Consider the following 18,486-nt stretch of genomic DNA (forward strand, 5'->3'; position numbering starts at 1 on the left):
AACAAGGACATAGCGTGCCGGATCACGGTCTTTTTTCACAAGTGCTCGACCCCATCAACCGCGCGGATCCCTATCCGGTCTATACGCGGCTGCGCGAAACGCCCATCCTCCGGGAGGAGGACGGGACCTATATCGTCAACACCTACACCGAAATCCGCAGTCTTCTTCAAGACCCCAGGGTGAGTTCCGAGGATCTTCCCAAGACCAAATATGCAAGGACGGGCAATCTCCTTCGCGACCTTATCTTCAATCCGGTCAAGGCCTGGATCGTCGATACCCATCGTCCCGTACTCTTTCGTGATCCTCCCGATCATGGCGTTCTGCGCCGCCTCATCATGGCGGAGTTCACTCCGGAGCGGATGAGGGCGATGGATGGCCGCGTCAAGGCGATCGTCGGCGATCTCATCGGCGAGATGAGCGGCCGCGATGAAATCGATCTCGTGGGCGGCTTCGCTTACCCCCTGCCGGTCACGGTCATTTGCGAGCTCCTCGGGATCCCCCCCGGCGACGCGCAGAAATTTCAAAGCTGGTCAGGGACGCTCACCGGCGCGCTCGATCCCGATCGACGAATCCGCGAAGAGGATCTGAGCAAAACTGCCGCGGATTATGATGCGATCACCGCTTATTTACGCGCGATCATCAAGGAGAAGCGTAAACGTCCTGCCAACGACGTCTTGTCGGGCCTTGCCGCTTACAAAGACAAAAAACTTGGGCGGATGGGCAAATATGATCTCATCGCCACCGCCGTCCTTTTGCTGATCGCAGGGCATGAGACCACCGTCAATCTCATTGCCAACAGCATGCTCACCCTGCTGCGCCATCCGGAATGGCTTGAAAAGCTGCGCCGCGACCCAGCCCTTGCGCCCCGCATCGTCGAGGAAGTGCTCCGTTACGAGCCGCCGGTCCATTTCCGGACTCGCAAGACTTTGGCCGAAATCCATATCGCCGGAACGGTGATCCCGAAGGATGCGCCGCTTGTCCTCTTGTTCGCATCCGGCAACCGCGACCCGAACCGCTTTCGAGATCCAGACACATTCGATCCGAATCGCCCAGACAATTTGCATTTCGGCTTCGGCGGAGGCCCGCATTATTGTGTCGGCGCGCCTTTGGCAAGGATCGAAGCCGAAACGGCGCTCGCCGCGCTGGCCAGACGGCTGGTTAACCCAAAATTGCTGGTTGATCCGCCACCTTATCGCCCCGGAGCATCGCTGCGCGGACCCGCACAGCTCCGGTTGAGGGTCTCTGGTGTCATTCCTTAAAAGTTGCACAGTGTGAATTATGATGGGCTCAGAAATGAAACGCTGCATCTTGAAGCGCCATATGCGTCCTAACCGAGGAGAAGAGAAATGCGGCGCCTTATTTTGACTTTGGGCGGTCTCGTCCTTTGCTGCCTCGCCGCGGGATGCGACAAATGCGGCGATCCGGTCAAATTCAACGTGCCGGGCACGCCCAATGCCTGCTACGAAAGCCAGCTGCGGAAATGAAAGCGGTCGCGGCGGGACGATGCGAGCAAAGCGGGAGCTACGCGGCATGAGGCATTTCATGCCCAAAAACTTGGTGCCCAAACATTTCAGGCGGAAGCGTAAGCCACGCGGGCCGCATAGCTCGACAATAAGGGCCGGCACGGTCGAAGTCGTTAAGCGCGGCGCCTCGCGCTATGATTTTCACGATCCCTATCATATCGCGCTCTCCATGAGTTGGAGGGGCTTCGTGTTCGCCTTCGTGGGATTGGAACTTTGCATCAATCTTGTTTTTGCGCTGCTTTATTTTGTAAATCCGGGCTGCCTCGTCGGCGCGAGGCCGGGATCGTTTACTGACGCTTTCTTTTTCAGCCTCGAAACATTGGCGACCGTGGGTTACGGAACCATGGCCCCGGCGACCTTCTATGGCCACGCCGTATCGGCGATTGAAATCGTCTCCGGCATGGCCTTCACCGCGATCATGACGGGGCTTTTGTTCGTCCGCTTTTCGAAACCGAGATCACGCATATTGTTCGCCGATCAGGCTGTTGTGACGGGTCACAATTGCTCGCCGACCTTGATGGTGCGCATTGCCAATGGGCGTTTAAGTTTGCTCACCCATGCTACGGTGCGGCTCGGTGTGCTGTTGCCCGAGATCAGCGCGGAAGGCCGTTCGTTCCGTTATGTGCATGACCTCATCTTGTCGAATGCGACTCTTCCCTTGTTCGCGTTGACGTGGACCGTAATGCACAGAATCGACGAGCACAGCCCGCTCGCGGGCTATGATGCCGAGCGGTTCATGGAAAGCGATGCGCGGATCTTCTTGACCATCGAGGCTCGCGACCACGCCCTCGGCGCCGCTGTTCATGACATGCGCATTTATACGGCGGAAGACGTCTTGTTCGGCATGCATTACGCCGAGGCGCTCACCTTCGACGATCAAAAGAGGCCGGTCGCCGATCTCACTCGTTTGAGTCTCGTTGAACGCGATGAAAACGGCGCCTGCTGATCAGTTAACATTTACTCCGGCGCATCCTCGATCGGATCGAAGCGTTTTACATCGAAGCCGAAGAGATCGAAGGTGTGCTGCATGTGAGGAGGCAAGGGCGCCGTGACGTCGAGTGTGCCGCCGCGCGGGTGCGGCAGGATCAGCCGCCGGGCCAAAAGATGCAGCTTTGGTTCGACGGCGTCCGGTATCATTCGCAAGGGATCGTTGCGGCGCGGGTCCTTTGCGGGCGCCGCGCCATATTTTGGATCGCCGACAATGGGATGCCCAATCGCCTCGGCATGAGCGCGCAATTGATGCGTGCGGCCGGTCACTGGCTTCATTGAAAGCCATGCAAGCCGTGGCGCCACTTTATCGACAACTGTGTAATAGGTCACCGAATGGCGCGCATCCTCGTCGCCATGTTTGGCGATCCGCATTTTTTCGAGTTTTTCGCGCGGGATGGCGCCGTTCCGGGCGGGGCGCGCCGCGTCCATACCGGGGCCTTTCGCCAAATACAGGGAAACGCGGCCTTGTGCTGGCTTTGGCACCCCTTCAACAATCGCCCAGTAGATTTTCCGTGCCTGGCGCGAACGGAAAATTTCGCCAAGATCAGCCGCGATGCTGCGGGTCTTCGCGACCAGCAGAACCCCCGACGTATCACGATCGAGCCGGTGCACCAGCACCGGGCGCCCGCCATGCTCGTTTTGCATGGAGGCCAGCATCCCATCGATATGATGCGTCGTCCCGGAACCGCCCTGTACGGCCAATCCGAATGGCTTGTTGAGGACGATGAGATCGCGATCCTCAAACAGAATCATGTCTTGGAGCGCGCGCAAATCGGTGGGGGATATTTCGTGGGCGGGCGCGGTGGGCGCGGCGAGCTTCAACGGTGGCACGCGGACGCTTTGCCCCTTCGCGAGCCGGGTTGCCGTCTTCACCCGCGCGCCATCAACCCGCACTTCGCCGGTCCGCACGATCTTGTTCAAATGCGAAAGCGAAAGCATTGGCATGCGCCGCTTGAACCAGCGGTCGAGGCGCATCCCTTCTTCGTCTTCACCGACCTCGAAGGTCTGAACGCTCACCCGTCAATTCCTTATAGCAACTGCAAACCGACCGCCTTGGGTCCCTTGCCCTTTTTGTCCGCCTCGATTTCGAAGGCCACGCGCTGGCCTTCGTTCAAAGCTGGCAAGCCCGCCTGCTCCAGGGCGGAGATGTGGACGAAAATATCACGCCCGCCGGTGTCCGGGGTTATAAACCCATAACCCCTCTCCGCATTAAAAAATTTGACTGTTCCCTGTTGCGACATGGAGCGCGTCCCTTCCCATCGAGAGTGCCTCGCTTGGCGTAAGCGCGGCCAGGTGCGCCGCTCGCCCATCCGCCAGAAAAAACATGGGACGAAAGCGGGGTTTGGCAAGCCGGGTCATTCGCCCGAGAGCCACTCGATCAAAAATCCCGGCTGGTGGCGCCCGAGAACGCCTGCGAGCCAGGGCAATAGGAGTTTCGCCTCCGCGTCGAGCCCGAATGGCGGATTAATGATCATGAGGCCGCAGCGTGCCAGGGGGGCTCGGGGGGCTGGCGAATCGATCTGAAGTTCGAGGCGTAAAACGCGTTTGATCCCCTCATCCGCGAGCTTTGCCGCGAAGGAGGCTGCCGTCCCCGCATCCTTGACCGGATACCAAAGCATATAGATGCCGGTCGTCCATTTGCGCCACGCTTTCACAAGCGCATCTGCCGCCGTTGCGAGTTCCTGCGCCGCTTCGAAGGGTGGATCGATCAAAACCAGCCCGCGCCGCTCCACGGGCGGTAGGAAGGCATTTAGCCCCGCATAACCGTCGCTCTGAAAGAGCTTGGTGCGCCTATCATTGCCAAAATTGGCCCGCAACGCCTTGGAGGCGGCGGGGTGCAGCTCACACAACAATATCCTGTCCTGGCGCCGGAGCAGGCTCTTGGCGATCCAGGGCGACCCGCCATACCGCGGCCCCTCCGCACGGATCAATGGTGCTTCGATTTGAAGATATGCCTCGATGAGATCGCGCACATCCGGCGGGGCTGCCGCCGCTATGAGGGCGCCGATTCCGGACTGCCATTCGGTAGATTTTCCTGGTGGCGGCGGCAAGAGGTCGTAGATGCCACTTCCGGCATGGGTCTCAATATAACGGAAGGGCGCTGGTTTCACGCAAAGGCGCAGCAATGCGCGGGTCAGAACGATGTGCTTGAACACATCCGCGAAATTGCCGGCATGAAATTCATGACGGTAATTCATGCCGGCTCACAAAACAGGCGGCACAGAAACTTCCCGTGCGCGGCAGCCTTGCCGGGCGACCTCCGGACAAGCCTGAAAATTCCGCAGATCCTTGGAAAAACAAATCCTCACCCCTTGCAGCGCGCCGCGCGCGCAGGCAACGCCCAGCATTCCAGGCCGCAGCCGAGGGTTTGCCGCGATGAACGCGCGGACAATATCGATGGGCGTCCAGGTCTGGATGTCCTTGGGGGCGACAAACGCCGAGGGGATGACGATGACATCGCGGGCCCGCCGCACATCGGCGTAATAGTCGGTCGGACTTTTGCCCGAGCAGGTACCGTGCTTGCGCCATTCATACCGGGCCAACCCCTCGCTTGGATAAAGCCCTTGCGTGGACTCGACTGCGACGCGCGAGGGAAACCGTGCGGCCGGTCCGCAATCCGACGGAAACCCATGCTCATATTGCGGCCACAGCCCATGCACGACGAAGCCGAGATTGGCGCCCGGATCACATTGGCCGCGCGCCCGCGCCGCGGCGGCCGTCTCGCAAAAGGCGGAAGACCAGGAGAGCGAGAGAACGTAAAAATCGAAATCTCCAGGGGTGCCACCGCCTGATGCTTGGACCTTGAGGGGTGAAAGAGCCACCTCGTCCGCGCCGCGATCCAGCAGGCAAAAGAGCGCCATGGGCGCCGCGCGTGCCGGACCAAACCAAGCGAGTGCCACGACGGCGATCAGAAAATATGGAAAATTAGCCTGCGTTCTGGTGGCGTGCTGGCAGGCCGCGCCCCTTTTGCTCACGGCCGCGCCATTTTGCAATTGGGGGCATAGGCGTCGTTGCGGTCAAGGCCGCCCACGCACCATTCGACGCCGAAACCGAAGCCTATGATGCCCAGATCCTCGTTGATCGAATAGGACAGCTGGCGGGGTTTTTTTTCATCGTTCAAATAAGCCTGCGCGGTGCAGTAGCGGCGCGGAATGAAATCCTCGCCATTCGTTTTGTAGCCGATTTCCTTGACCTCCATGAGGCCAAGAATTTCGAGGCCGGTGTTCCAGAACTCGGCTTCGCGATCGCGGAAGCGCCCCTGTATTCTTTCGAAAACCGCCGGATCGTCACAAGCCGGCAGCACGCCGGTATAAGGAAGATACCGGCGTTCCGCCGGAACCAGCGGACGGGCGTGAGCGACACCAAAAATCGTGGCGCCGGTGACGGCAAGCACTGCCGTGAACAGAATGGTGGTCGCAAACGGCGCAGGCACGCTCAAAAATTTATCCGTCAATTTGGATCCGTCCATCCACATCTCATTCCCAACCGGGCGCTGGCGCTTCCCAGACCGGTGCCGTCAATAGCGGTACCGCGCTTGTTCGACAAGGCTCTGTCTTCCATCAGCCGGTTGTGGGATCGGCTCCCGGGAAGCAGGTGACGGCTCGAGAGCATCCCCACGCCGCGCTGCGGCGCGCCGAGAATGCCATCTCAGACACGGCCGCTCAATCCAGTAATAACTTCCCGCCGCCATCGCCAGCGCGAAAAGGAGCCCCAACGGGCGTTGACCATGAATCCCCAGGTAAGGCGGGAGACTGAATGCCAGCATGTGCCACAGATACAGGCTGTAGGACAATCGGCCAATCAAGCGAAAAGGGGCGCGGGAAAGCCAAAAGCCAACGATTGTGCCTGGTTGTTGGAGGGCGGCGATGATCAATCCCGCCGATATCGCGGCAAGGGAGAAACCGATTTCATGGACGATTGGGCTGTCCCAATGGGTCACGACAGCTGCGATCAGCAAACCTGCTACGGGAACCAGGTAAATCCGGGCGGCGAACCGGGAAAGTCTCTCACTTGGCCATAAAGCGATAAAGCATCCGACAAGCAACGTGTCGGCGCGCGTGTCAAATCCATTATAGGTTCGCATCGGATGGCCATAGCCGGAGAGATGGAATCGCCACAGGGCAACGATAAGGATTGCCGCCGCGATGATCCATAGGCGGGCACCTGCTTTTGCCTTCAAAACGGCGACAAGGGCAAACGGCCAGAGGAGATAGAATTGTTCTTCAATCGATAAAGACCAAATGGGGCTAAAAAGTCCGCCCCATGTAGGGCTGTCTTGAACCGCGAGCCGCCAGTTTATCGTGAACGAAAGCGCCCAAGGCAAATGATCCCACTCTGGTTTGTTGATGACTTGGCCGCATATCAAAGCGGCAACCGCAAAGACAAGAAAAGCAGGGAGTATCCTGACAGCTCTTCTCGCATAAAAAGAACGAAATTCTATTCTGTCGAAGCTATTCCATTCGTGAAGTAATATTGACGTTATAAGAAATCCGCTTAATACAAAAAATACATCAACTCCGAGAAATCCTCCTGGTAACAGGCCCATATGAAAAAATAACACACCGGAAATAGCTACGGCACGCAATCCGTCGAGTGCAGGGATATATTGCACAGCTATTTCCTAAGGAGTATTAGCCAAGTATCTGAAGAATATATTATCCCATTCGCAAATCGGTTAGCCACGGTTGTAGACATCCTGCAGGCGAACAATGTCGTCTTCGCCGAGATAAGATCCCGTCTGCACTTCGATCAGTTCGAGATCGATCCGGCCGGGGTTCGCCATCCGGTGCACGCAGCCGATCGGCAAATAGATCGACTCGTTTTCATGCACGAAATGCACTTCATCGTCGCGGGTGACTTCGGCGGTCCCCTTGACGACGATCCAGTGCTCAGAGCGATGGAAATGTTTTTGCAAGGACAAGCGCTCACCCGGTTTCACGACAATACGTTTGACTTGGTAGCGGCCTCCCGAATCGACCGATTGATAATAGCCCCACGGCCGGTAGGAGCGCTTATGCTCGAGGGCTTCCGGGCGATTCTCGCTTTTCAGGCGATCGACCAGCTGCTTAACGTGATCGCCATGCGCCGCGTTGAGCACGAGCACGGCGTCTTGCGTCGTGACGACGATGACGTCATCGACGCCGACAACCGTCGTCAAATGCTCGTCAGAACGCACATGCACGTTGGACGCGTTCATGACAACGCCGCGGCCGCGGATCGAATTGCCCTTGTCGTCGCGCTCCGACAATTGCCAAACCGCTTGCCAATTGCCGACATCCGACCAGCCGATGTCGGCGGGAACGACCGCCGCCTTGCTGGTGCGCTCCATGACAGCGTAGTCGATTGACTTCTTCGGCGCCCTGGCGAAGGCCTCGGCATCGAGCACCAGGAACTTCAAATCCTTTTTTGCCCGGGCCACCGCGTCCGCCGCCGCCGCCGCCATCTCCGGCTCGAAATTCCGCAACTCTTCCTGCATGACATCGGCGCGGAAGAAAAAATTGCCGGAGTTCCAAAGATAATTTCCAGCGACATAGGTTTCAGCCGTGGCGGCATCCGGCTTTTCGACAAACGCTTCAACCTTGAAAACGCTGCCGTCAGGCGTGACCGTCTTACCGGTTTTGATATAGCCGAAGCCGGTGGCGGGAGAATCCGGCTTGATTCCGAGCGTCACGATATAGCCAAGCGCGGCCGCTTCGGCCGCCTTCTTGCACAAATCCACGAAACCTTGACGATCGCGCACCACATGGTCCGCGGCGAGAACCGCGACGATCGTGTCCGGCCCCGATTGCGCCGCAAGCTCGGCGGCGGCGGCGACGGCGGGACCAGAATCACGCCGGATCGGCTCGAGAACAATCCGTGCCTCGCGATTGATCTTTTGCAATTGCTCGGCGACAAGAAACCGGTAATCGGTGTTGGAGATGACGATGGGCGTTTCGAACACGCTGTCGGTGAGCATCTCCGCGGCGGTCTGAAAGGTGGAGCGCTCGCCGATGAGAGAAATAAATTGTTTGGGCAGGCTTTCACGCGATTCCGGCCACACTCGGGTTCCGGAACCGCCGCACATGATCACTGGAAGAATTTTCACGCTTTCTTGCTCCCTCGCAAAAAAATATCGATATTTCTCTCCCCTGGCGGCTTCTTGAAACGGCCCCTCTCCTTACCTTGACGGAGCGCCAATTCCTAGACGGCCGCGCCGGAAATATTGCCGGTTTCTGATGTTTGATTAATTTTGTAACTCGCATCTTATGAAAGATTGCATTGTCTTGCCAACCCAAAGTGATGCCAAGACCCATCTGGAGATCGCCCCCAAGATCGCCGCCGCACCGTCCGCTATCTCCAACTCTTTGTTTTCTTGTATGATCCTTTTACGACTTGGGCAAAATGGCCCTTAAAGGGAGGCCAGTCATGGACGAGAGCCCAAAAACGCTGTCCTGTCGGTGCTGCATCGTTGGCGGCGGGCCGGCCGGTATGGTTCTTGGCCTGCTCCTTGCCCGCGCTGGCGTCGATACGGTGGTCATTGAAAAGCACGGCGATTTCTTACGTGATTTTCGAGGCGATACAATTCATCCCTCGACGCTGGAAGCGCTGCATGATCTTGGCCTTCTGGAAGATTTCCTGAAACTGCCGCATCAAAAGGCAACCCTTCTCAAGGGCAAGGTCGGTGACGTGGAGATTCCACTCGCGGATTTTTCGCATTTGCCGACACATGCCAAATTCATTGTCTTGATGCCGCAATGGGATTTTTTGAATTTCATCGCAAGCCGCGCGAAGGGCTATTCGGGCTTCCGGCTTCTCATGAACACGCAAGCCGACGGCCTTGTGGTTGAGGGGGACCGTGTCGAGGGCGTCACCGCCAAGACCGAAGGTGGACAATTGACGATCCGCGCCGATTTGACCATCGGCGCCGACGGCCGCCATTCCCTCGTGAGGGAAGAAGCAGGATTTGACCCGCAAGAAATCGGCGCGCCGATGGATGTCTTGTGGTTCCGTCTCTCCCGGCAGAACGGCGACCCGGAGGAGACCTTCGGCCGGATCGATGCCGGGCAAATGCTCGTTCTCATTTTTCGCGGTGAGCATTGGCAATGCGGCTATGTGATCGCCAAGGGGTCGGCCAACCGGCTCCGGGCGCAAGGCATCGAGACGCTCCGCGAAAATATCGCTGAACTGGCGCCATTTCTGGCTGGCCGCACCAGCGAACTTGCAAGTTTCGAGGACGTCAAGCTGCTCACCGTTGCGGTCGATCGCTTGCCAGTATGGCACAGGCCAGGCCTCTTGTGCATCGGCGACTCCGCCCATGCGATGTCGCCGGTCGGCGGCGTCGGCATCAATCTCGCCATCCAGGACGCGATTGCCACGGCCAATATTTTGAGCGCTCCCTTGCGCGGCAGCGGTCCAGTCACGGACGCCGATCTCGCGCGGGTCCAAGGCCGCCGCGAATTTCCAACCAAGGTGACCCAGGCCATGCAGGTTTTCATCCAGAATCGCGTGATCTCGCGTGTCCTTGGCAGCAGCGGCAAAATGAAGCCGCCGTGGCTGGTGCGGCTGTTCATTTATTTTCCGCTTTTGCGGCGGCTGCCCGCCGGACTCATGGGCATGGGTGTGCGGCCCGAGCGGGTCACATCGCCGGATAGCGCGTCACAGTCTTAGTCTCGGCAGCACCGCCATATGGCAGATGCCGGATTGGTTTGGTTCGGATAGGGGTTTATCGAGGATGGCTGGAGTTGCGGGGAGAGGCATTTAGCAATGAATAAGCTGAGCTGCATCTGGACGATGGCCGCAGGTCTCTTCGTTTGGATTGGCGGCGAGAACGGCGCGCTCGCGCAAACCCTGCCGCCGGCGCCCTTGCCGCCTATTTCCCGCCATAGCCTCAAGCCGCCGTCCTCGGATACCAAGCAGCTTTCGGCGGCGGCGCAGCGGTTTTCGCAGCCGCTTGCCGCAGCCTCCGGGCCATCGCCGTGGCGTCCCTTGACACGTCAGCCGCCGTTCAATTCGGGTGCCATGCTGCTGCTCACGGACGGGACCTTGATGGTGCATGACCAGGGCGCGAAAAACAACGGCAGCAGCAACTGGTGGCGGCTGACTCCCGATATCAACGGCAGCTATTTGAACGGCACATGGTCCAAATTGGCGCCGCTGCCCGCAGGTTACGCGCCGCTGTATTTTGCCTGTGCCGTCCTTGCCGACGGGCGAGTCATCATCGAAGGCGGCGAATACAACAACGGCCTAGAGTCGTTCACCAATCTCGGTGCGATTTATGATCCGGTTACCAATAAATGGACCCCGGTGCCGCCCCCCAAAGGCGAGGAATGGTCGATGATCGGCGCGGCCGCCAGCACGGTGTTGGCCATCGACGGCGCCTTCATGATCGGCGGAGTCTTTACAAATGAGCAGGCGCTGTTCCATCCGGCTGATCTCAGCTGGTTCGTCCCCCTCAAAGACAAGGGCAATGGCAAGGCGGACATCAACAGTGAAGAGACTTGGACCTTGCTGCCCAACACAGACGTGCTGACCGTCGACGCCAACAATACCGATCCTTTGATGAATTCGGAGCTGTATCTGCCCCCGGATGGCAGTTGGATCAGCGGCGGAAGCACCAAGGTCAATCTCCCCGACATTGACGAAAAAGGCGGCGGAACCCACGAAATGGGGCCGCAACTGTTGCGTCCCGACGGCACCGTTTTTGCCGCCGGCGCCACCGGACACACCGCCATTTTCACTCCCGGGGGGGTAGGGGAGGCAGGGAGCTGGACGCCGGGCCCAGATTTCCCCAAGTCCGGCGGCGTTCAATATGGCATCTCCGATGGCTCGGCCGCCTTGCTCCCCAGTGGCAAGGTGCTGCTTACGGCGAGCCCCGGCGTCAATCACCTTCCTCCCACGCATTTTTTTGTGTTTGACGGCAAGGCGTTGCAGCCGGTTATCGACACGCCAAACGCGGCCAAGCTTTCATCATATTATGGCTATATGATTGTGCTGCCGACCGGACAGGTCATGTTCAACAGCCGGCTCGGCGATATTGAACTCTATACGGACACTGGCCCTATTGCACCCAATGCCGCTCCGGTGATCGCCGCGCCAGAGGCAGCTTCGCGGAGCTTAATCAGTCATACCAGGGCTTTCCCGCCAGACTGCCTGTCGGTTCCAACGACGCTTGTGGCTGGGACAACCTATTGTCTCCCAGGAAGACAGTTGAACGGCCTATCGCAAGCCGCGAGCTATGCCGAAGGCTATCAGTCCGCGACGAACTACCCGCTGGTGCGGATTGAGCGGATGGTCAATGCCAAGACAAAACATGTGTTCTATGCAAGGACATCCGGTCACAGCGGGATGGCTGTGACGCCCAACGAGAATTCCTTTACCTATTTCACGGTGCCCGCCGGGATCGAAACCGGTGCCGCGACGTTATATGCCGTTGCGAATGGGATCGCCTCGAACCCCGTTTCGGTGAATGTTGCGATATCTGCGAGGAAAAAATAACTGGCCGCGGAAACCCCAACTTCCGCCCTACCTTCGCCGCGATGCTTGTCTAGCTTTGCCTTGGTCTGCTCCGACAGCGCTTGCGCGGAGCGGGACGGAATGACAGGGTTGCCGCAGGTGCGCCTCGATTCGGCCGGGATCGGAACATGAACACACCACATCTCAACCCGCCCCGTCTCCATGCAATCCCGAGAGCCGTTCGCCCGGGAAACACAGGGCGAACGCCTATACACCGTCTCTTGGGCCTTATGGCGTTGCTGCTCGCCCTCTGCGTGAGCCGAGCCGGCCCGGCGCTGGCAAATCCCCTGCTGGTGATTGAGATGCCGTCCGGCGCGGTCCTGTATGAAGACCATGCAACGGAGCCTTGGTATCCGGCTTCCCTGACCAAACTGATGACCGTCTATGTGGCTCTGAGCGCGGTACGCGACCATCGCATCACCTTTGATACGCCGCTCGTTGTCTCCGCCCGCGCGGCGGCGATGCCGCCATCCAAAATGGGCTTCCGGCCGGGCAGCCTGGTGACGCTCGACAACGCTCTGAAAATGCTGATGGTGAAGTCGGCGAACGACATGGCGGTCGTGATCGCGGAGGGCGTTTCGGGCTCCATCGAGGCGTTCGCCGAGGACATGAACAGCGCAGCGAGCGAGCTTGGCCTCGCCCAATCCCACTTCGTCAATCCCAACGGATTGCCGAACCCGCAGCATTTCTCATCGGCCCGCGACTTCGCGATTCTCGCGCGAGCGCTCTACATCACTTTTCCGGAGCAGGCGAAGCTTTTCAACATCGGTGCCATGCGGCTCGGTGGCGATATCATTCACAATCACAACGATCTTCTTGGCCGGTACCCTGGTGTCGATGGAATGAAAACCGGATTCACTTGCGCGGCGGGGTTCAACATCGTTGCCAGCGCAAGCCAGGGCGGCCGCCAGCTCATCGCGGTAATTATGGGGGCCCCTAATCCGCGCAGCCGGATGATCATGGCGGCGACCTTGTTCGATCGCGGTTTCACTGGAATAGACAAACCCTCGCGATCGCTTGCCGATCTTGCCCCGCAAACATCGATGGCGGTGCCGCCCGACATGCATGCGTCGGTGTGCGGCCGGAAGGGCAAGGCAATTGCTGAATTCAACACCGACGTCTCTCGTCTGATGGCTCCATTGCTCGCCCGCCCGGCGAAGACGCCCGCCACGCATGATCATTTGGCTTTGATCACCACAGAGGCCTTCGCCAAACCGCTGCCGATGGCGCCCCGTATTGCGTCGGTGCCGCGTCCAGCGTTCGAACCGGTCCCTGTTTATCTTGGGGCGCCCGCAGGGTTTGCCGGACTCGTCGCACAAGCGCGGCCGCCCCATTCGGCGATCGGCACACCGGCACCCCCCGAGACCGTGAGCGCCTACGCCGCGACTGAGGCGCAGGCGACAGGAGATATCAGTTCGCCGCTCGCTCCGGCTGCAGATGCGCTCCCGATGAAAGGGCAAGGCATGAAGGCGGAAAGGGCCGCGCGGTCTCGTCACGCGACGCGCGCCGAGTTGCGCCACGGCAGGCATGGGAAAATCGCCACGGTCCGCGAGGGCAGGCATGGGCACAAAGCCGTAAAGGCAGCCCGTCACACTGCGTCCGCCAAAATTGCCGCCCACGAAAAATCGGATAAGCACAAAAAACTTGCGGGGAAACAGCATCCCACGGCAAAGGCCGCCATCCATGCGGAAAGGGCAAAAAGCAAAAAATCGGAAAAGCATGCAGGGCAATGAGCTTTTAAACACGAATTTGTGCTGCCGATGAGGGAGGACAAGAAACCGCCGCCACCCTTTCCGCTGACCCTTATCACGGGTTTCCTGGGCGCCGGGAAAACCAGCCTTTTGAACCGCTTGTTGCGTGATCCGTTGGCTGCGGGCACTCTCGTCCTCGTCAATGAGTTTGGCGAAATCGGCCTCGATCATCTGCTCGTCGAACGGGTCGACGGCGACATGCTTGTGATGACATCTGGCTGTTTGTGCTGCTCGATCCGTGGCGAACTCATCGCGGCCTTGGAAGATATTTTGCGGCGGCGGGACAATGGCCGCATCGCGCCATTCGACCGGGTTATTATCGAGACCACCGGCCTTGCCGATCCAGCGCCGGTGCTGCACACGATCATGACGCATCCCTATCTCGCCTTGCGGTTCCGGCTTGACGGCGTCATTACCCTTATTGACGCGGTGAATGGAAGCGACACGCTTGAAGCGCACGAGGAAGCCGTAAAGCAGGCGGCGATGGCCGACCGGCTGGTCCTGAGCAAGACGGACCTCCTAACCAATGGGGAGGGCTTGCCGGAACTACGGGCGCGTCTCGCAAGGCTTAATCCAGGCGCGATATTGCTCGATGCGGCACAAGGCCAAGCCACGCCCGAGGCCCTTCTCAATCTTGGGATTTACGACCCTGACCAGAAACTCCCCGATGTGCGGCGCTGGCTGAACGCGGAGGCTTACCCGGCGCGGGCTGATCATGATCATCCGCCTGGCAGCCACGCACATGCTGTTCACAGAGCGCTTGACGTCAACCGGCACGATGCCCGCATTCGCGCGTTTTGCATCCGCCACGAAGTGCCGCTATCCGCGATGGCTCTCGATCTTTTCATCGAATTGCTGCAGGGCGCGCACGGGCCCAAACTTTTGCGGCTCAAGGGCATTGTGGCGCTGGCCGATGATCTTGCGAGGCCGCTTGTCATCCAGGGGGTGCAACATGTGTTTCATCCGCCGCGGCGGCTTCCAGCGTGGCCGGACGGGGATCATGCGACCCGGATCGTCTTTATTTTGCGGGATCTGGACCAAGCCTTCGTCGATGCATTGTGGCGTGCCGTGGCGGATATCCCGTCACCCGATAGCCCGGACCGTGCGGCGCTGACCGGCAATCCTCTGGCGCCTTGCAAAGCGGGATTGCTCGATTAAGTCTGGATGTTATTGGAGCGCCCAAAATGAAGGGTGGGCATGAATCCAAAGCAGCGGCTTGATAAATGGCTGTGGTTTGCCCGCGTGGCAAAGACTCGCAGCCTGGCGTCCCGGCTTATAGCCGAAGGCCATGTTCGCTTGAATGCGCGACGAATTGAAACACCAGCGAAGCCGGTGGGTCCAGGTGACGTCCTGACGATCGCGCTCGAACATCGGGTGCGGGTTCTCAAAATCCTGGCTGCGGGGACCCGGAGGGAAGGATTTTCCCAGGCGGCGCTGCTTTTCGAGGACTTGAGCCCGCGTCAGGAAAACGGATGCTCAAATCATCTCATTTGAGGCCAAAGCTTGCTTGCTGAAATGAAGCGGCATGATTATATCCATTCGCATTGGAGAGCTGCGATGCGCTCGCGGAGCGCAGCCACGTATGTGCGGCATTTTGGCAAGGCTAAGTTTGCTGGATTGTGTGGAGCACTGCTGGTATTTGCAGGCGTGTGATAACGCGGCCGCCAAGCGGAGTACCTTTCCCGGGTTTGGCTGTATCCCCGGGGGGACAGGTGATAATTCGTGGTTGACTGACGCCCATTTTCCTCGACCCTAGCAGCATACGAGCCGCGGGCTGGCCGCGCCGTCAAGGCGCTCCTTGCTTGCGAAGGAAACCATCATGACCTATGTCGTCGTCGAAAATTGTATCAAGTGCAAATATATGGATTGTGTCGAGGTTTGCCCGGTGGATTGCTTCTACGAGGGCGAGAACATGCTGGTGATCCATCCTGATGAATGTATCGACTGCGGGGTCTGCGAGCCCGAATGCCCTGCCGAGGCGATCAAGCCGGATACGGAGCCGGGGCTGGAGAAATGGCTTAAGCTTAATCTTGAACTTTCGGCATCTTGGCCAAATGTAACGGTTAAGCGGGATGCTCCTCCGGACGCCAAGGAATTTGACGGCAAGCCAGGCAAACTCGAGGCCTATTTTTCCGCCAATCCGGGCCCGGGAGACTAAGGTTAAGGTCAGGGTGAGTACCGGAATACTCGTCTTTCCGGCAGCATATCTTTTGATTTCCGTTCAATTTTGTGCGATAGTGTTCTATGGCGGCTGGCAAACAAGAAATTTGCGGCCCCTATCGTCGATGTCCCGGTTGCTGATCAAAGGCGTCCGGGCATGGGTTCTATGGCAGTGTGGAAAGTTCCTCGCTTCGTCAATCCAGCTAAGTCATAGACAGATGATCATCGTTTAGGAGCATCCCGCTTCGAGCCTTTTCAGGGCCGAATTGCAGAGTTTCCGAACGGCGGAGAGTATGCCCGCCGTCGATGAGCCGTCCCGTCTCCAAAGCGGGACAGGAAAAAGGAGCGCGCTTGTAATGGCGTCTGTCAAGAAGACTATGAAATCCTCGGAAATTAAAAAGGCGAAAAAGCCAGGAATCCGGACCCCCAAGGTAAAAGCGTCGAAACGATTCGCGGTTTCCAAAGCCAAGAAAACGGTTACCAAGCCGGCGCTTGCCGCCAAGCCGTCCGTTGCCAAGGCCGCGTCGAAAGTTGCTGCCAAGAAGGTCGCGGGGAAGCTCGCCGCCAAGTCGCTCGTGGCGAAGGCGCTAGCGGCCAGAAAGGCTGCGGAAAAAGCGAAATTGAAAACCAAAAGGGCGTCCGCCGCACCATCCCGTGTCACCGCATCCAAGAACAAGAAGATGAACAAAAATTTGACCAAGGAAATCAACAAGAAAAAGACGGTCGCCGCACGCCGGTCTCCGGCATCGAAGAGCCAGCCGGTGCTCCCTGCAAAACAGGTTGCCCGCGCAACCGCCGCCAAACGGATCACGGCATCGAAACGCGTTGCGCCCTTAAAGCCTGCCGCCACGCCAAAAACTGCAGCCGTGAAGGTTTTGCGCGACGATGCCATCAGCGCGCCAGTTACGGCGAGCAAACCCGTGGACGGCAAAACGGCTGCCGTACAGAAAGCTGCCGCCGGCAAGGAGACCGCAGCGGCATTGCTGGCGTTTAAGCAGAATGCGGCGCGCCTCTCGGAAGCCCGCAAGCGCACAGCTGCCGCCTCTCTATCGCAGCCGGCCGTCAACAACTCTTCTGACCTGTCTCTTAAATCAAGCGAGCCGACAACGGTGACTAAGGAATCTAAGAAAGTTGCATCCATGAAAACTGTTCCCGCCACGGATACGAACTCCACACGTCCGGCGGCAAATGAGGCCGCCAGGGAGAGCCCCCGCGGTGAGAGCAAGAGCACGTTCGCGCCGCCTAATGTTTTGGCGAAGCCGCTGGTGCCCCCTGTCGCGCTGACGCCGGTCGGGAGCGATGCCTCACAAGCCAATATGGTGGAAGCAAGGCCGATGGAAAAAACCTCGACCCCCGCCTCGAAGCCGGCGAAGGCCGCCAATTCTCAACGGCCAATGTTCAAGCCTGGGGAGTTCGTGGTCTATCCAGCGCATGGCGTTGGCCAGATCGTCGTGATCGAAGAGCAGGAAGTCGCGGGCTTCAAACTTGAGCTTTATGTGATCAGCTTTATCAAGGACAAGATGGTTTTGAAGGTGCCGACGCCAAAGGCCGCGAGTGTCGGAATGCGCAAGCTCGCCGATGCCTCGGCCATCAAAGCTGCGCTCGACACCTTGGCGGGCCGGGCCCGCATCAAGAGAACCATGTGGTCGCGCCGGGCCCAGGAATATGAGGCCAAGATCAACTCCGGCGATTTGAATGCGATCGCTGAAGTGGTCCGCGATCTCTATCGCTCCGATACGCAGCCCGAGCAATCCTACTCCGAGCGGCAGCTCTACGAGGCAGCTCTCGATCGCATGACCCGCGAAATCGTTGTTGTGGAGAAGCTGACCGAGACGGAATCCTTGAAGGTGATCGAGGGACAATTGCAAAAGGGACCGCGCCGCGGCAAAGCCGAAGATATTGATCCCGATGACGCCGAGATCGAAGAAGCGGCGTAAATCTGCTGCGCGGACGTTATAGGCCCGGCCTTGTGCCGGGCCTTTTTTTGTCTTAGCGGCGTTTTCGTCTGCCCTAAAAAAGCCTCCGAACCGGCAAAGTCTCACACGGCAATCCAGGTTTTGGACACAAGCCGTCGCTGACCTTCTTGAAACGGCGCTGACTGTCTCCATATCCGGGACACAGCGAATGTTCGTGGGATGCCGCTGAGGGTCCCGCCGTGTAGAGGAGATGTTGGAATCCGCGGGCTTTAGACGAGGCTGAAGATTGGCATCGGAAAGGGTCGCGGCACACTGCGCAACGGACGGTTCGCCACGAGGGCGGGTCTTAAGCAGATCGCTCGTTTAGGAGATGTCCAGATGTTAGAAACGAACAATGCCGAATCCCGGCCCCTGTTGACGAATGAGCAGCTCGCGAGCCTTGGCGGCGGCCGCGTGGCCTATGTGAAACCGATCCGCTCCGAGGATCTTGCCCAGCTCTTCCCGGCAGCCCCGGCGGTTGCGCCTGGTCTGCAACTCTTCGCCTTGCTCGGCGCCGATGGCACCCCGATTGTGGTGACCGATTCGCGCGATGCCGCGGTGGCCAATGCGATGCAGCAGGAACTTGAGATGGTGAGCCTTCACTAAGCCTCAAGA

Annotated in this window: 18 protein-coding genes; 11 read left to right on the plus strand and 7 right to left on the minus strand. The window is 58.9% G+C overall.

The features are described 5' to 3' along the window. Positions 1-14 precede the first annotated feature (14 nt). The 3 genes from QEV83_RS12530 (at position 15) to QEV83_RS12540 (ending at position 2,469) form a co-directional block, all read left to right on the plus strand. Complete coding sequence (locus QEV83_RS12530; protein WP_280128063.1) at positions 15-1,259, plus strand: cytochrome P450; 1,245 nt, start codon at positions 15-17, stop codon at positions 1,257-1,259. A gap of 87 nt (positions 1,260-1,346) precedes the next feature. Further along, positions 1,347-1,484 (plus strand): hypothetical protein, encoded by a 138-nt coding sequence (locus QEV83_RS12535; RefSeq protein WP_280128064.1) that lies wholly within the window; start codon positions 1,347-1,349, stop codon positions 1,482-1,484. Positions 1,485-1,542: 58 nt separating this feature from the next. Continuing rightward, positions 1,543-2,469: an ion channel gene (locus QEV83_RS12540; RefSeq protein ID WP_280128065.1), complete on the plus strand. Its 927-nt coding sequence runs from the start codon at positions 1,543-1,545 to the stop codon at positions 2,467-2,469. Between the two features lie 11 nt (positions 2,470-2,480). Here the strand turns inward: QEV83_RS12540 and QEV83_RS12545 are convergent, their stop codons facing one another. The 7 genes from QEV83_RS12545 to QEV83_RS12575 all read right to left on the minus strand — a co-directional run bounded on the left by QEV83_RS12545 (position 2,481) and on the right by QEV83_RS12575 (position 8,577). Next, a complete protein-coding gene (locus QEV83_RS12545) occupies positions 2,481-3,530 on the minus strand; it encodes an RluA family pseudouridine synthase (RefSeq protein WP_280128066.1) in 1,050 nt (349 codons plus the stop codon). An 11-nt stretch (positions 3,531-3,541) separates the two neighbouring features. After that, positions 3,542-3,754 carry a cold-shock protein gene (locus QEV83_RS12550; RefSeq protein ID WP_280128067.1) on the minus strand — a complete coding sequence of 71 codons (213 nt, stop codon included), beginning with the start codon at positions 3,752-3,754 and terminating at the stop codon, positions 3,542-3,544. 114 nt (positions 3,755-3,868) lie between these two features. Beyond that, complete coding sequence (gene rlmJ / locus QEV83_RS12555) at positions 3,869-4,711, minus strand: 23S rRNA (adenine(2030)-N(6))-methyltransferase RlmJ (protein ID WP_280128068.1); 843 nt, start codon at positions 4,709-4,711, stop codon at positions 3,869-3,871. A 6-nt stretch (positions 4,712-4,717) separates the two neighbouring features. Beyond that, positions 4,718-5,488, minus strand: a complete 771-nt coding sequence (locus tag QEV83_RS12560; RefSeq protein WP_280128069.1) for a ribonuclease T2 — start codon at positions 5,486-5,488, stop codon at positions 4,718-4,720. Next, on the minus strand, positions 5,485-5,982 hold the full coding sequence (locus QEV83_RS12565; RefSeq protein WP_280128070.1) for a hypothetical protein: 498 nt from the start codon (positions 5,980-5,982) through the stop codon (positions 5,485-5,487). The genes QEV83_RS12560 and QEV83_RS12565 overlap by 4 nt, the downstream gene beginning before the upstream one ends. A gap of 48 nt (positions 5,983-6,030) precedes the next feature. After that, positions 6,031-7,059 carry an acyltransferase gene (locus tag QEV83_RS12570; protein ID WP_280131049.1) on the minus strand — a complete coding sequence of 343 codons (1,029 nt, stop codon included), beginning with the start codon at positions 7,057-7,059 and terminating at the stop codon, positions 6,031-6,033. A 129-nt stretch (positions 7,060-7,188) separates the two neighbouring features. Beyond that, complete coding sequence (locus QEV83_RS12575; protein ID WP_280131050.1) at positions 7,189-8,577, minus strand: mannose-1-phosphate guanylyltransferase/mannose-6-phosphate isomerase; 1,389 nt, start codon at positions 8,575-8,577, stop codon at positions 7,189-7,191. A gap of 341 nt (positions 8,578-8,918) precedes the next feature. Between QEV83_RS12575 and QEV83_RS12580 the strand changes: the two genes are divergently transcribed. The 8 genes from QEV83_RS12580 (at position 8,919) to QEV83_RS12615 (ending at position 18,477) form a co-directional block, all read left to right on the plus strand. Then, positions 8,919-10,160 (plus strand): FAD-dependent oxidoreductase, encoded by a 1,242-nt coding sequence (locus QEV83_RS12580; protein WP_280128071.1) that lies wholly within the window; start codon positions 8,919-8,921, stop codon positions 10,158-10,160. 96 nt (positions 10,161-10,256) lie between these two features. After that, entirely contained in the window at positions 10,257-11,987 is a 1,731-nt protein-coding gene (locus QEV83_RS12585; RefSeq protein ID WP_280128072.1) for a kelch repeat-containing protein, read from the plus strand. Between the two features lie 146 nt (positions 11,988-12,133). Next, on the plus strand, positions 12,134-13,738 hold the full coding sequence (locus tag QEV83_RS12590) for a D-alanyl-D-alanine carboxypeptidase family protein (protein ID WP_280128073.1): 1,605 nt from the start codon (positions 12,134-12,136) through the stop codon (positions 13,736-13,738). A 27-nt stretch (positions 13,739-13,765) separates the two neighbouring features. After that, the gene (locus QEV83_RS12595) at positions 13,766-14,914 is read left to right on the plus strand and encodes a GTP-binding protein (RefSeq protein WP_280128074.1); all 1,149 of its coding nucleotides are present in this window, start codon (positions 13,766-13,768) and stop codon (positions 14,912-14,914) included. Positions 14,915-14,953: 39 nt separating this feature from the next. Beyond that, positions 14,954-15,250: an RNA-binding S4 domain-containing protein gene (locus tag QEV83_RS12600; RefSeq protein WP_280128075.1), complete on the plus strand. Its 297-nt coding sequence runs from the start codon at positions 14,954-14,956 to the stop codon at positions 15,248-15,250. Between the two features lie 325 nt (positions 15,251-15,575). Beyond that, a complete protein-coding gene (fdxA, locus tag QEV83_RS12605; protein WP_280128076.1) occupies positions 15,576-15,914 on the plus strand; it encodes a ferredoxin FdxA in 339 nt (112 codons plus the stop codon). A gap of 358 nt (positions 15,915-16,272) precedes the next feature. After that, positions 16,273-17,853 (plus strand): CarD family transcriptional regulator, encoded by a 1,581-nt coding sequence (locus QEV83_RS12610; RefSeq protein ID WP_348273223.1) that lies wholly within the window; start codon positions 16,273-16,275, stop codon positions 17,851-17,853. A gap of 357 nt (positions 17,854-18,210) precedes the next feature. Further along, positions 18,211-18,477 carry a DUF1150 domain-containing protein gene (locus tag QEV83_RS12615; protein ID WP_280128077.1) on the plus strand — a complete coding sequence of 89 codons (267 nt, stop codon included), beginning with the start codon at positions 18,211-18,213 and terminating at the stop codon, positions 18,475-18,477. Positions 18,478-18,486 lie beyond the last annotated feature (9 nt).

It is taken from the genome of Methylocapsa sp. D3K7 (assembly GCF_029855125.1).
GTDB lineage: Bacteria > Pseudomonadota > Alphaproteobacteria > Rhizobiales > Beijerinckiaceae > Methylocapsa.

Bases quoted from the DNA above. Each gene is read 5' to 3' on its own strand.
- QEV83_RS12550 (WP_280128067.1), bottom strand. From the start codon at position 3,754: ATGTCGCAACAGGGAACAGTCAAATTTTTTAATGCGGAGAGGGGTTAT.
- QEV83_RS12535 (WP_280128064.1), top strand. From the start codon at position 1,347: ATGCGGCGCCTTATTTTGACTTTGGGCGGTCTCGTCCTTTGCTGCCTC.
- QEV83_RS12565 (WP_280128070.1), bottom strand. From the start codon at position 5,982: ATGGACGGATCCAAATTGACGGATAAATTTTTGAGCGTGCCTGCGCCG.
- QEV83_RS12600 (WP_280128075.1), top strand. From the start codon at position 14,954: ATGAATCCAAAGCAGCGGCTTGATAAATGGCTGTGGTTTGCCCGCGTG.
- QEV83_RS12540 (WP_280128065.1), top strand. From the start codon at position 1,543: ATGCCCAAAAACTTGGTGCCCAAACATTTCAGGCGGAAGCGTAAGCCA.
- QEV83_RS12585 (WP_280128072.1), top strand. From the start codon at position 10,257: ATGAATAAGCTGAGCTGCATCTGGACGATGGCCGCAGGTCTCTTCGTT.
- QEV83_RS12590 (WP_280128073.1), top strand. From the start codon at position 12,134: ATGAACACACCACATCTCAACCCGCCCCGTCTCCATGCAATCCCGAGA.
- fdxA (WP_280128076.1), top strand. From the start codon at position 15,576: ATGACCTATGTCGTCGTCGAAAATTGTATCAAGTGCAAATATATGGAT.
- QEV83_RS12570 (WP_280131049.1), bottom strand. From the start codon at position 7,059: ATGGGCCTGTTACCAGGAGGATTTCTCGGAGTTGATGTATTTTTTGTA.
- QEV83_RS12595 (WP_280128074.1), top strand. From the start codon at position 13,766: ATGAGGGAGGACAAGAAACCGCCGCCACCCTTTCCGCTGACCCTTATC.
- QEV83_RS12610 (WP_348273223.1), top strand. From the start codon at position 16,273: ATGGCGTCTGTCAAGAAGACTATGAAATCCTCGGAAATTAAAAAGGCG.
- QEV83_RS12615 (WP_280128077.1), top strand. From the start codon at position 18,211: ATGTTAGAAACGAACAATGCCGAATCCCGGCCCCTGTTGACGAATGAG.
- QEV83_RS12575 (WP_280131050.1), bottom strand. From the start codon at position 8,577: ATGTGCGGCGGTTCCGGAACCCGAGTGTGGCCGGAATCGCGTGAAAGC.
- QEV83_RS12580 (WP_280128071.1), top strand. From the start codon at position 8,919: ATGGACGAGAGCCCAAAAACGCTGTCCTGTCGGTGCTGCATCGTTGGC.
- rlmJ (WP_280128068.1), bottom strand. From the start codon at position 4,711: ATGAATTACCGTCATGAATTTCATGCCGGCAATTTCGCGGATGTGTTC.